A 13,717-nucleotide genomic window follows, 5' to 3' on the forward strand; every position below is an offset into this window, starting at 1 on the left:
CTGAACAATTTTTATCTAAGAAGCACTCCAAATCTTTTCTGTGAAAACAAGCATAATGATCCGCGCCATTCGCCTGGCAAAACTGACTGTTTTGCTGTTGGCGATGCAGTTGCCGTTGAATGCGCAGGTGTATCCGGTACAGGTGGTGTCGCAATTGCTGCCACCTTATACGCTTAATACCAGTGAATACTTTCAGGGCACCCAGGAAAGGCTGGTAGTGCTTCTTACCAATACAGATCTTACCAAACCTGCTTTGCAGGTGAGGCTTAAAATGAGCATCCAGGGGCAGAATGCAAAGCTCAAAAGTCGTGATGGCGTATATTACCCGCCCATTACCCTCGATGCAGGCGTGCCGCAACGGATCACCCTGGCCGATCTGGCGCCTTATTTTAATATCAACAACCTGGAGCTGGAGGGAATTACCCGCAGCCAGTTCCAGCAAAGCCAGAAACTGCCGGAAGGCTTTTATCAGTTCTGCTTCGAAGCTTATGAATACAATACCAACAGGCTGGTTGGCCGCAGTCATTGCGCTATGGCATGGATCTCCCTGCTGGATCCACCCTTGCTCAACCTTCCGCGGAAAACCGAAAGCATTGCTTATAAAGATCCTTCCAATATTATTTTTCAGTGGACGCCCCGCAACATGGGCAGTCCAACCGCTGCTTTCAACACCGAATATGAATTTACGTTAGTGGAATTGTGGGATAATGGCATTGCGCCCGAAGCCGCCTTTGGCACCACACAGCCATTGTACCGTACAACAACCCAGGCCACAACGTTATTATACGGTCCGGCTGAACCACTGCTGATCCCCGGTAAACGGTATGGGTGGCGCATCAGGGCCCAGTCATCCAATGGCAGCCAGAATACCGATGCTTACCGCAATAACGGCTACAGCGAAATATTCTGGTTCACCTACCAGCGCGATTGCCCGATGCCTTTTAATGTACAAAGTGAAGTTAGCGGCGGCAGGGCCACCATTACCTGGAATGCGGCTTTGCAGCAAACCCGATTTAGTGTAGACTACCGCGAGAAAGGACAGACCGCCAACCAGTGGTACACCGTAAACAGCAGCACCAACCGGGTGATGTTATACGATCTTAAAAAGGATAAACAATATGAGTACCGCGTAGGCGCTTACTGTGATGTAAACAATGGCGCCACATTCCCGGCAAATGGCGCAGTGTATAGCGATATAAAAAGTTTTTATATCGATGGCAGCAGCGTAGATGCAGAAGCAGGTTGCAATATACTGCAGCCTGAATTGAAGATCACCAACCGCAATCCCATACAAACCCTCATGAGCGGCGACGTCATCATGGCGGGCGATTTCCCGGTAAAGCTCATCACTATCCAGGGGCAAAGCAGCTTTACCGGTACCGGTTACATTACTATTCCCTTCCTGGGTAAAGTGGCGGTCAAAGTGCGTTTCAGCGGCATTACAGTCAATACAGATAAACAGTTGATCGGCGGCGTTATAGAAACTACCTACGATAAAGAAGCAAAACAGATAGCAGATGTTACTGATTTCACCGGCGATCCGAAAAGTGTAGCTATTCTCAAAGACCTTAGAGACAGTATGCCTGATCCGGATACGGCGCCGCTGGATGATCTGCTGGAGTTTGCAGAAAAGTTGTCGGAAGTATCGCCGGCTACCATCGACAACGCCCTCGCGTTGACGCCTGCAGAAAAAACACAATTGAAGCAGAACATCGCAGCCATGGAAGAGGCCAGGGACGTGCTGGAAGATAAGAACACTACGCCTGAACAAAAGGCGGAAGCTGAGCAGAAGCTGCGGGATGCAGTGAAGCAGGCAGCACCGATCGTTGACAAGCTGGGAGAAACGGTAGGTAAGGGGCTGCAATCGGTAGTAAGCAAATGGTTCAATAATGTTCGTGAATTTCTGAAAGGGTACCGCGGCACTGAAGCAGACAGGCAGCAGGCCGCCCAATGGCATAAAACAACCGATAGCCTGGTAGCGGTGCTGATGCAAAGCAGGAATGTGCCCAACAGCCTGCTCGATTCACTGGATAAAGCAACCCGGGCAGCAACACCGGCCTGGATAGCGCTGGAACGTGCCGTAACCTGCAATGCCCCCGATGAAAGCCAGTCGCCCAAAGGGCCTTATATGTTCGACGATGTAATGAACGATTACAGTTGTTATGTGGCACTGGGCAATAAACAATACGATGTAATTGACAGGGTATACGAAACAGCTAAGAACAACCTGTTCGAAAGCGCCGAGGACAAGGTGATTGAGAAACTGGTCATCCGGAACTCAATGGCAGATGGAGCTACAGTGTACACCCCGGATGCAAAAGAATACAAAATAAAAGGAACGATCATCAATTATACCATTGATATAAACGGCGCCCTGTCTTCCTTCACTTTCAACGGCAACGGTTATGTGGCCGCCTATAATGTAGACAGGAAGACCAATGTGCGTACCGGTTTTGCCGGTTACGTGATCCTGGAAAAAGCAAAGGGAATGTCTGATAAGGACGGCTTCTTTAACTATGCTACTGCAAAGGCGAATGGATATATGTTCGATATAGACAATCACTGGGAGCTGCAGCAGCGGAATGCCGATATCGTGAAAATGGTGGAGTACTATTTTGGAAAGTATGGCGATAAGGATAATAATCTGTTGCTAAACGATAATCCCGCAATTAGAGAAGAGATCATGGCACTGGTAAAACAATTGCCGAATGCGCTCTTCAAAGTGGAAAAGGATCCGAACTATGTTCAATTCCTGGACCTGGTAAAATTCAGGGATCACCTGAAACAACAACTCAAAACTATCGAAAGCGCCATTGACAGGATGCAAAAGCTGATAAATGCCTATAAAAAAGCAAAAGGTGACAGAACACCGGAGATGTTGCAGGTGCTTCATGCCGGGCTTGATAAAGACCTGGATGATGCAAGATGTAAGATCACCAAAGAGCTGGAAAGCTGGAATATAACGGCGGTGAAATACAGTGCCGACAGAGCATCGTTAGGCATTTTTGAAAAGTTAAGTCAAACGCTGCGGCTCGACCTGCTGCAGATGATGTATGAATCGCCTGACCTTAATACCACAGCCTGGAATAAAAGCGGCTACAACTGTTTCCTTACCAATTTCGGCGAGGAGACGGTGATCGCCCTGCTGAAATATGCGCCTGATCCTGACAAAGCCGCCATCATTGGTTATTTCAATACCCACAAAATGGTGCTGCCTCGTCTCTATAAGTTGATCGACAATAAAGGTATTATTGATGATCAGAATTTCGACCAGTTCATCAGGGAGCTTATCAAAGCCAACGCCCTTTACCTGGCGGCAAAACGCGCTAAACCCAGTGATACGGCAATTACCATAAAGTGGGCAATACCCAATGCGCTGGATATCATTAAAGGGGTAAGCTTTAACAGTGAAGGAAAGCTGATGATCAACTATGCTACCTATGATTTAAGCCCGGCAGGTTTCATTATGCCTATCGTGGTTGGTCCGCTGGGCACATTGGCGGGTTTCTCTTTCGATCAAACCAAACCGGTTGATCCTTTGGCAATAGTGAACCTGGTGATACCTGAGCCTGACAGTAAATACTGGCCTGATCTGAAAGATCCTAAACAGTTCCCCTATACGTTACAGATCCCGGCCGTATCTGCTGCCTGGATGATCAATAAGACTACCAATGACAAGATCCAGATGGGAGTGGATCTTGCCCTGATAGCCTTGAGCGCCGGTGAGTATGCGGCTGCCAAAGGAGCGTTGCAATACATTTGGATAACCGCAAAAATTGCGGTGCCGGCGGCAAATGAGTTCATGAAAACACCAGCGGGCAACCGGGCCATCAAAAAGCTCTACGGTGCAGAAGATCCCAACGTGAGCCCGGAGGTAAGAAAAGAACGGGAGCAGAAGGCCGAGGCCTTTATCAACAGGTATAACACCTTTACCAATCTTGTGAACCTGGGCGCCATGGGTGAAGGTATGTACAGTCTTTACAAAAATGTACGGGGTTCTGTAGATGACATGAAACAACTGGGCATGACAGACGAAACCGGCACACTGGGCAAATTGGAAACAGACCTCAACAAAATAGATGACGGTATGCCCGATAATTTAAAGTTGGGCAAACTGACCAGTGCACTGACGGCAGAAGAAGCAGCCCTGTATAAAAAGCTGGCCGGGAAACATGGCCGGGTCGCAGACGAATTTTTGTATATGGAAAAAGCCACCAAGGCGAAGTTCATGGATGATTTTGCCAATGCAAGTGAGGATGTGCTGAATGCGCTGAATAAAGAAAATTCTGAATTGTTGGCAGGCTGGAAAAATTTCCGCAAAAAATATCCAAATGAAGTTTTATGCAACTAATTAAGAATATCATGCAATCGAGGATATTGCGTAACCTATTTGTAATTTTCGCGTGTTGCCTGTTGCAGTGTTTACATGCACGGTCGCAATGTATTATTGAGGCGCTTGCCAAAGACTTACAAAATCCACCCGCGGGCTTCGATGACTTTCTCAAGGGTAATAGTGAAGGCATGATGGCCTATAAAAAACTGGTGGGTAATCCGCAGGTGAGAAGGGATGTGGATGCGTTGAAAGCTACTTCTAAATTACTGAAGGACCATGCCGATTATTTTAAGGATTATCCCGGGCATTTCGAAAAGATCCTCAAGAACCTCGTTAGCCAGGAAGTGAAGGTAAGATGTAATGGCTGTTCGGGAAGGAATTTTGGCATCCCTAAGCTGGACCAGATTATCGATGATATGGATTGGGTGCTGGCAAACTTCAAGGACAAGAATGTAAGCGTTCATAAGCTGTTTACGGAAATGGGCACCCAGGGTGGTTATAATGTTTACAAAGCGGATGGCGGGGCATTTATGATCAACGCAATAAGGCAACAGGCAGCAGCAGACGCCAATTATGTAAAATCTATTCAAAAATTCGAGTACAAATTCCTGGATGACGGAAGTTTTGAAGCGGACCTGTATCGTTTAGTAGATGATAAGATGCAATTGTCGGAATTCAAAAGCCTTGGCGAGAGCAGATGGTATAACTTTAGCACCGATGCTCAAAGCGTTAAACAATTCCTGGCTTATTTCAAGAATAAACAAAAATTTGAATACTTCGCCAATGCTTCTAAATTGGGAGGCGTTGATAAAGCGAAACAATTGGTCAGGGGGCAATTTGTAAAGCTGTTTAAAGATAAAGATACGGGCGCACAGCTGTTCAAAATAAATGCCTCTTTTTTCAAAAATATCAAATACGGGGATAAAACAATTAATATTGCGGATGCGGAGGAATTAGCAAAATTATGCGAAGAGGCTGCTTTTGCCAATTCATCATTGTTTAATTTCGTTAACGTAATTGAGATTAAATGAGACAAATTAATAATGTATTCGTCTGGTCGTTATTAGAAAAACAATTGTTTTATACGGATGATGTAAATAACCTGTTTTGTATAGACGCATTAAATAATGAAGCGTCTGAAAAATATAATTTAAGTTATGAGCCATCTTATTTCTATCAGCTCCCGGATGAGCGCTTTATTATTGTCGATCATGTAAATAAACCTTCTTCTATCTATTCGGCCAGCAAACTGGAGCCATTTAATATGGATGAGGCAGGCCGCATTGCTATTCAGGAGCAGGATGCCAGGTATCTGGTTCTGTATAAAGGACATCTGGACGAGAAAGTATACAGGATCTTCGACTGGGTAAAAAACAAGGTGACTGCAGAAGCCAAAACACCATTTACCATTGTAAAGGACAAAGCACTTAGCTTCAATGAAGGTGTACTGAATTGTTATAACCTGCAGGGAGAGCTGAGCTGGCAATACAAACCAGGGGCGGCTGATCCGCAATTGGATAAGGACGAGCCGGCGAAGATGATCGGTTTGTATAAAAATGAACTGTGGATCCAGCCCAATAGTAACAGCTTTATGGTTCTGGATGTATTAACAGGTAAACCCGTTATTCCTGTTTTCAATGTAAAAGAGGAGTTAGGGCTTACGAGCTTTTCGATAGGGAACGCTTACCTGGACGAGCATGCGGGTAAGATCAGGATCATTGCCTATTCGTATTATCTTGAGGTGGACCTGGCAACGCATAAAGCCCTGTTGAGAAAGAAACAGGAGGGAGGTTGGCGAATCGAGAACAGCCGGTTCTATGCAGGTGATCCCCGGGTTTATTTTACCGGGAATAATACATTTTCAGCAACGTCGATGGGAAATATTATGGCAGGTATCTTCAATACCGAAACCCTCGAAATTGAATGGCATTATTCATTGCCCGATGACGATAAGTATCATTTCTTTGTAGACGCGCCGCAGGCCAATGAGAAGCATATTGCGGTGAAAGACAGTAATAAAACACTTTATCTGTTTGAAAGGTAAAATAATTGTTTTGCTGAATAAAAATGCCGGGACATTGCCCGGCATGATATTGAAGTAGTAAGCTGGCGCGTTACTTTTTGTTTTTAGCTTTTTCCGCCTTTACCTTATCAACATAGGCTTTGAATAGCTGGCGCCAGTTGCGGCCATTGTTGTTTAAATACTGCTCACATTTGGTCTTGTAGATCTCGAAAATGGCGGAGATCTGTTTCATACTTTTATAATCGATGGCCTGCTCACGAGCCTGTTTAAGATATTCCAGGATCTTTTTTTCTTCTTCCGGTTTCAGGTCTGGAACAATGGCCTGGTATCCCTTCAGGGTGAATGCTACTTTACCAATGGTGTATTGATCGAGGATGTATTCAACCTGTTCAGGGGTAAGTTCTTTGTTCAATACATCCATCAGGTCTTTATGAATGGAGGCCGGCATGGCAGAATTGGCAATGATCTGCCGGTCAAGCTCAGACAGTTTGTTACCCGTAGCAGGATTGATGCCGGCAGGAACCGTGGTGAAGGGGTGTGTATTATTCCAGTCCCGAATGGCTATTAAATGAGCGGTAATCGCCGTAGTTACTCTTTTCTCTTTGTCGCCGTCGGTCAGTTTCAATCCGGCTGACCATTCCGCTGCTTTTTTGGCTGCTTCTGCATTGGCTTTGGCCGTTGCTTCTGCAATTTTGGAACTGTCAGCCTGCGCCCGGGAAAAGAAGGGGAGTAAAAAGCAGAGTGCAATAGTAAATGGCAAAAATTTCATCGTTACTTCAGTATTAAGTGTTTAAAACACACCTAAGACGGCAGAATACGATCGATAGTTGCAGCTTTTCATAGATATCGTCGGCTTACTACCTGCATTATATTAAGCCAGAATATTTGCCGGAGTGAATAAACAAGGTGTTTATCTTTGATCAATGTACGATCTGTTATCAAATCATATAGCCCGGCATGTAACGCTCAGTGAACTGGATCAGCAGACCTTTTTCGCCGCCTTGAAACCGGTAAAGCTGCGGCGGCATCAATATCTGCTGCAGGAAGGAATGGTTTGCCGTCACGACCATTTCGTGATCAAAGGCGGCGTACGGCAGTATGAAGTGGATAACAAGGGTCACGAGAAAGTCATTCATTTCGGTTTTCAGGATTGGTGGATCACCGACCGCTATAGCTGGTTAACCGGCTCGCCTTCCATATACAATATCCAGGCGCTGGAAGACAGCGAACTGCTGCAAATAGATAAAGATACCCTTGATCAATTGTTTATCAATATACCGCGGCTTGAAAGGTATTTTCATATTGTATTGCAACATACGTTCGCTTACTGGCAGGAACGCATTCTCGTGCTGCAAAAGCCAGCCATGGAAAGGTATCTCCATTTCAGAAAGCTATACGGTCACCTTGAACAAAGATTGTCACAACAGCACATCGCTTCCTATCTGGGTATAACCCGGGAAAGCCTTAGCCGGCTAAGGAATCAGTCGGCTCAGCGCGGCAGCTAAAATGTGATAATTGTCACAGTAAAAAATTACCAAATGTCACCACCCTGTACATGAGGCTGTCTGCATCTTTGTGCTCTAAAATGTTAAACAATGACCAAAGATCTGATCCAATTTCTCATTGCTACAGACAGTGGCTTCACAGGTTTTATCTTAAGAATTACGTTGGGTGGAGTACTATTTCCACATGCTGCACAAAAATTGTTCGGATGGTTCAATGGCCCGGGTTTGTCGGGTGAAATGCATTTTATGACAACGCAGGCAGGCTTGTCAGCAGTAACTGCAGTTCTTGCTATTGTTGTTGAATGTACCGGAACATTCATGTTACTTACCGGTGCTGTTACCAGGCTGGCAGCTGTGGGTGTTTTCGGATTATTTATAGGCATGATAACGGTGTGGCATCACAAACATGGCTTTTTTATGAACTGGTTTGGGAAACTTCCGTCGGGCAAGGAAGGCTTTGAGTTCCATCTGCTGGTGCTAGGCCTATGTATTGCCATTTTTATTGAAGGCGGAGGCCGTTTTTCTGTTGACAAATGGATAGCTGATATTTGGAAATAATATGATTCACGGGAAACACCCTCTTCCGCCTGGATTGTGATTGTACTACCACTTTCAGGTAATTGCGATTTCAGCAAATGGTGGTAACTTCAGCGAATACAAAACTAATGATATGAAGCCTTACCTTACCACCAACCGCCGGGCATTTATTAAGACTACTGCCACGTTAACTGCCGGCTTAACTGCAATCCCAACCATGTTGATGGCCGCCGATACGCCTGTTGAGGAGGGTATCCATATTATCGGGCCCAAAGAAGGTTTCTCGCCACAGATCGGTACCCTGGTATCGATGATGAACTGGATGCGGGATACGGTGTTGCGTTCAGTAAAAGGATTGAAACAGGAGGAACTGGACTATCTGCATGATGCAAAATCAAACACCATAGGCGCTATGTTATTGCACCTGGCTGCCACGGAAGTTTTTTACCAGGGAAATACATTTGAGGGTTTGAGAGATTTTAAGGACAAAGCCACCTGGTCGATCCCCATGAGCCTGGGTGAGCAGGGCCGCAAGACCATCAAAGGACATGATCTGGCCTATTATGTGAACATTCTTACGGAAACCCGCGAGAAGACGCTGACCGAGCTGCGCAAGCGCGATGATAAATGGCTGATGACCGTAGACCCGAAATTTTTCGGGGGTCAGCCCACCAATAATTACTGCAAATGGTTCCATGTGGTGGAGCATGAATCGAACCACAATGGACAGATCAAGTATATCAAGGGCCGGTTGCCGGGCGCAACAGGAGGAGGGGATTAGTAAAGCATCATGCGCGAATCTTTTTTATAGATATGAAAACTAAGTTTGTTTTATTTATAGGCCGTCGTCTATCTAAGTTACTTCTGTATAGTGTAAGTTTATTTCCTGTAACGATGCAGGCGCAGGCAGATCGAAAAGCGTATGATGCCGTTAAAGACGTTATTGTAGCAAACTACAATGCGAGAGACTACAAAGCGATCTACCGGCTATTCGACAGCGCTTTCACCAGGAAGGTGTCTGAAGCCCGGCTGATTGATTTTTTGAAAGGCAATCAAAATTCAGGTAAGATATTAACGACCTCGTTTTTGTCAGAAGAAAAGGGTAAGGCGTCGTATTTGCTACAATCGGAGCTGCGGGATCTGATCCTCGACCTGCAGTTAACCGGAGGTTATAAGATCAGTAGTTTCGGCCTGCGTAATAAACCTGCCATGCTGTTCGCAATGCCACTGGCGGTACGATCGAACAACCCGAAAAAAACTGCGCTCGATAGGGCAATAGACACCATGGCTAGCGAGTATTTCCGCAATGCGAATGCCAGGAGCCTGGCGATCGGCATTATCAAAAACGGACGACGTTACCTGTATTTTTATGGAGACCGGCAAAAAGACCTGTTGCCCGATTCGAATACTTTATATGAAATTGGCTCCATTACAAAAACATTTACTGCGACTGTACTTGCGCACGCTGTGTTGAATAAAAAGGTATCGTTAGCCGATGATATCAGAAAATACCTGCCCGCCGGTTTTAATCATCTTGCATACAATGGCGTTCCGATCACTTTGCAGGATCTTGCCAATCATACATCGGGTTTGCCCGCTATGCCGCCAGACGTTGGCGACTATTCCGACTATGACCCTGTGAATCCTGATGCGCATTACGATTCAGTAAGATTCTTCAATGCCTTAAAACAGTACAGCCTCGACACGATACCAGGAGTTAGATTTTCATATTCCAACTGGGGTATTTCCCTGCTGGGGCATATTTTGGAGAAGGTGTACGGTCAGTCAATGGACGTTCTCTATAATCAATTTATTTTGGATCCGCTGCATATGAGCCGAACAAGTTATGTGCGTAATGTACAGGGCAAAAACCTTGCGTATCCGCATAGCGAAAACGGGCGGCAGCTTCCGGTAACGGATCAGGGTTATTTTTATCCGGCAGGCGGACTGTGTTCAACGGTTAACGACATGATGAATTATTTGGATTCGCAATTGCGGGAAAAAGATCCAGCGATCAGGTTAACCCACCAGCCCACCGTGAACAATATCGGACTTGGGTGGGGTGTGGTTGAGAAAAATGGAGTTCGACATTTAGAGCACAATGGAAGCGAGCAGGGTTCTGTTGCGCATATTTCGGTGTTCCCGGAAATGAACAGCGGTTGTATTGTTTTTGCGAATGCCAAAACCAATCTTGCAAAAGTAATAGTGGGGATACAAAGTGTTTTTAATCTCTGAAATCCAACCGGCTAAAAATAAGCTGGCCTAAAACGAAAAAAGGTCTCCCGATACATCGGAAGACCTTTTTGCGGACCGGACGGGACTCGAACCCGCGACCTCCGCCGTGACAGGGCGGCATTCTAACCAACTGAACTACCGATCCATTTGCTTAAGAACTTATCCCTTGAACGTTTTCGCCGGAGGCTTGTCGTTTTTGGGATTGCAAAGATAATGATTTCCAGATATCACCAAAAAATTTTTCATTTTTTTTGAAGAAAAAGTAAAGCTCGGGAACACCTGCTTCAACCTTGCTACTGGAACTTACATTCGCGCCGACGTACACAATTAAATTTACCAAACAGAACTGCCAAAAAAGGCCAGGCAGGACTTCTAATAGTGGTTGGAATTCGAACCGGTTATTATTCGAACTGAATAGTTCCTTTACCATCGATATTGGTCCTGCCATCAAATGCAAAATCAACATAAAAGGCATCGCCTTTCTTACCTTTTACTTTTTGGTGTACCCGGCCATATTCCTTGCCCTGTGGCGACAATACTTTAATGGTTATTTCCTTATCGAAATTGCTGTTAAAGATCAGGTAGGCAGAAACGATATCGTCTGAATGATGCTCAGAACTGCGAATAACAACTTTCCCTGATTCCAATCCCTGTTTGGATAATTGCTCGGAAATTTTAACTTCATTCTCAAAAGTTTTTTCAACGCCTTTTGTTACGCCATCGACGAATTCGGAACCCGCTTTTCCTACTACTTCGCCGGTTTTGTTGACAGTTTCTTTGGTCTTTTCCTTGGCCCAATTACAAGAAGCGGTCATTAGGGCAAGGGCTACAATCAGGTATTTCATTGCGTTATTTTAATAAATTTCAAAGGGTAAAATACAGATAGTTTTAGAGATTTCAAACCCGTTAAAATAGGGCACTATTTCTTCGATAAAATTACACCTCCCTTTATCCGCCAACGTCTACCTACACCAAGCGGCCGCACACATCCCGTCCTGTCCACCAAAAGGCTCACTTCAAAAAGCGAGCTTTTCTTTTTTGAACGCCTCAAACCTAACTCTTACTTTTATTTTCATCATACAACTTACCCCACTCACACAAAGCATCCATGATAGGTATAAGTTGTTTGCCCAATGCTGTAAGCTTGTATTCCACCCGTGGAGGAACTTCGGGAAAAACTGCCCGCGTTAGAATGCCATCACGTTCCAGCTCCCGAAGCTGGGCGGTAAGCGTGGTCTGTGTAATGTATTTCATCTCTTTTCGTAACTCGCCAAAACGCTTCGGGCATTCCCTACGAATGCTATCGAGCAGTAATAGTTTCCATTTTCCGCCAATGGCCTGGAGGGCAGCGGTCATTGGATTTTTTTCGTTCTCTTCCAAATTATTTTGATCGTTAACATGCTGGTGCTCAGCAATAGTATTTTTTTCCATACTTAGTATTTTATATGGCCCTACTTGTTTACCTGGGTGGCCCTATTCAAATTTGAGGTTCATTAAAGAAAACATTCAACATACAGATTAGTTTTATGAATGCCTCATTTTATCGATCTACTGCCATCGTTTCGCGCTGGGTTTCTTTGCTTATTGTTTCCACAGCGGCCTTTTTGTCGGTTATTGACCTCTTTATCGTAAATGTCGCATTGCCTTCTATTCGTGAAGGTATTCATGGCTCCAATGGTGATACGCAGCTGGTGATCGTGCTTTACTTACTCGGCCATGCGGCCTTCCTGATCATTGGTGGCCGCCTGGGTGACCATTATGGCCGGAAAAGAGTATTTGTATGGTCAATGCTTTTATTTACCCTGGCCTCTGGTTGTTGCGGCATAGCGCAGAACGCTGCTCAGTTGAATATCGCTCGTTTCTGCCAGGGCGCTTTTGCTGCCTTTATGGTACCGCAAAGTATAGCCTATGTACAGATCTTGTTTCCAAAACAGGAAGACCGGGTAAAAGCTTTAGGCATTTATGGCGCCATTGCAGGTACAGCTTCAGTGATAGGTCAATTCCTGGGTGGCGTGCTGCCTGTAATGGATGGTATAATAGCCGGCTGGCGTTGGTTATTCCTGGTGAATCTGCCGGTGGGACTGCTCTCTGCGTATATAGCATGGCGCTTTTTACAGCAATCTACACCGGCAAACGATAGCCGGCCAGATCACTTCGGCGTGGTATTGCTAAGTGTTGGCCTTATTTGTTTGATCTATCCTCTCATCAGGGGACGTGAATTAGGCTGGCCCTTGTGGAGTATATTGTTATTACCTGCTTCTTTATTGCTATTAATATTATTTGTGTATGATCAGCGCCGTAAGCAACAGTCCGCGCAACCCTACCTTATTGATTTGCGTTTGTTTGCTTTTCGTGATTTCAATATTGGTTTGGGCGCGGTGATCGCTTATTTTATTGTGCAGGATTCTTATTTCCTTATCAATACCATTTTGTGGCAATCGGGTTTGGGTATGGGGTCAGTAACAACGGGTAATTGTTTTGTGCTGCAGGGAATTGGTTATGTGGTGGCTGCCGTTACTTCAATCCGGCTTGTAGGCAGGTACGGTAAAAAGGTGTTACAGGCTGGCGTTTTGTTAATGCTGGTAATGCTTTTGTTGCATATATTAGTGATAGAAAACCGGCATTTGTTATTGGTTGTGCTCTTTCTGTACGGTATGGGTTGTGGGTCTGTGTTGCCAACACTGTTAACGTTGGCATTGCAAAATATTCCGCCTACGATGGCAGGTGCAGCTGCCGGTACTTATGTAACCTTTCAACAAACTGCTATTGCATTGGGCGTATGTATAACCGGTGGATTGTTCTTTCACTTATTGGGAGATTCACCATCATTACACCAATGGTTACTGGCTTATCGACGGGCTACAGGCTTGAACATGTTCTTTCTGGTAATGGTAAGTTACTTTTTGTGGAGGCTATAAAATCATTATTCCGTATCTGGAGAATTAAATGGATAGCATACTTTGAATCGGCAGCTTCTTAACTTAAAGTGGCTGCAATAACTGAAAAGACAAGTGCCGTCTAACTTACTGGAGGATATGTTTGTGCCGGTACATAGTTAGGGCCTCATCCGTTATATGCAATTTG

The 13,717-nt window shown here is 45.1% G+C and carries 11 protein-coding genes and 1 tRNA gene; 8 read left to right on the forward strand and 4 right to left on the reverse strand.

What is annotated here, in order from left to right; translation table 11 throughout:
• Nucleotides 1-40: 40 nt before the first annotated feature.
• The 3 genes from JUB15_RS23870 to JUB15_RS23880 are packed head-to-tail and all read left to right on the forward strand — an operon-like array spanning nt 41 to nt 6,377.
• Entirely contained in the window at nt 41-4,351 is a 4,311-nt protein-coding gene (locus JUB15_RS23870) for a fibronectin type III domain-containing protein (protein ID WP_207515171.1), read from the forward strand.
• On the forward strand, nt 4,342-5,364 hold the full coding sequence (locus tag JUB15_RS23875; RefSeq protein ID WP_207515172.1) for a hypothetical protein: 1,023 nt from the start codon (nt 4,342-4,344) through the stop codon (nt 5,362-5,364). The genes JUB15_RS23870 and JUB15_RS23875 overlap by 10 nt, the downstream gene beginning before the upstream one ends.
• A complete protein-coding gene (locus JUB15_RS23880) occupies nt 5,361-6,377 on the forward strand; it encodes a hypothetical protein (protein ID WP_207515173.1) in 1,017 nt (338 codons plus the stop codon). Before JUB15_RS23875 ends, JUB15_RS23880 begins: the two co-directional genes overlap by 4 nt.
• A gap of 70 nt (nt 6,378-6,447) precedes the next feature.
• On the opposite strand, the gene JUB15_RS23885 is transcribed toward JUB15_RS23880, so the two are convergent.
• Nucleotides 6,448-7,125 (reverse strand): DUF3826 domain-containing protein, encoded by a 678-nt coding sequence (locus JUB15_RS23885; RefSeq protein ID WP_207515174.1) that lies wholly within the window; start codon nt 7,123-7,125, stop codon nt 6,448-6,450.
• A 154-nt stretch (nt 7,126-7,279) separates the two neighbouring features.
• On the opposite strand from JUB15_RS23885, the gene JUB15_RS23890 reads away from it, so the two are divergent.
• The 4 genes from JUB15_RS23890 (at nt 7,280) to JUB15_RS23905 (ending at nt 10,633) form a co-directional block, all read left to right on the forward strand.
• Nucleotides 7,280-7,861 carry a Crp/Fnr family transcriptional regulator gene (locus JUB15_RS23890; protein ID WP_207515247.1) on the forward strand — a complete coding sequence of 194 codons (582 nt, stop codon included), beginning with the start codon at nt 7,280-7,282 and terminating at the stop codon, nt 7,859-7,861.
• Between the two features lie 90 nt (nt 7,862-7,951).
• On the forward strand, nt 7,952-8,419 hold the full coding sequence (locus tag JUB15_RS23895; RefSeq protein ID WP_207515175.1) for a DoxX family protein: 468 nt from the start codon (nt 7,952-7,954) through the stop codon (nt 8,417-8,419).
• Nucleotides 8,420-8,531: 112 nt separating this feature from the next.
• Nucleotides 8,532-9,179 (forward strand): DinB family protein, encoded by a 648-nt coding sequence (locus JUB15_RS23900; protein ID WP_207515176.1) that lies wholly within the window; start codon nt 8,532-8,534, stop codon nt 9,177-9,179.
• A 32-nt stretch (nt 9,180-9,211) separates the two neighbouring features.
• A complete protein-coding gene (locus JUB15_RS23905) occupies nt 9,212-10,633 on the forward strand; it encodes a serine hydrolase (RefSeq protein ID WP_207515177.1) in 1,422 nt (473 codons plus the stop codon).
• A gap of 71 nt (nt 10,634-10,704) precedes the next feature.
• Here the strand turns inward: JUB15_RS23905 and JUB15_RS23910 are convergent.
• From JUB15_RS23910 to JUB15_RS23920, 3 genes are all read right to left on the reverse strand, one after another.
• A tRNA-Asp gene (locus JUB15_RS23910) sits at nt 10,705-10,778 on the reverse strand.
• Nucleotides 10,779-11,034: 256 nt separating this feature from the next.
• A complete protein-coding gene (locus JUB15_RS23915) occupies nt 11,035-11,478 on the reverse strand; it encodes a hypothetical protein (protein ID WP_207515178.1) in 444 nt (147 codons plus the stop codon).
• Nucleotides 11,479-11,686: 208 nt separating this feature from the next.
• On the reverse strand, nt 11,687-12,064 hold the full coding sequence (locus JUB15_RS23920; protein WP_255539670.1) for a winged helix-turn-helix transcriptional regulator: 378 nt from the start codon (nt 12,062-12,064) through the stop codon (nt 11,687-11,689).
• Between the two features lie 95 nt (nt 12,065-12,159).
• On the opposite strand from JUB15_RS23920, the gene JUB15_RS23925 reads away from it, so the two are divergent.
• Nucleotides 12,160-13,551, forward strand: coding sequence for an MFS transporter (locus JUB15_RS23925; RefSeq protein ID WP_207515179.1), 1,392 nt, complete (start codon nt 12,160-12,162; stop codon nt 13,549-13,551).
• Nucleotides 13,552-13,717: the final 166 nt, after the last annotated feature.

Source organism: Longitalea luteola, assembly GCF_017356035.1.
GTDB lineage: Bacteria > Bacteroidota > Bacteroidia > Chitinophagales > Chitinophagaceae > Niastella > Niastella luteola.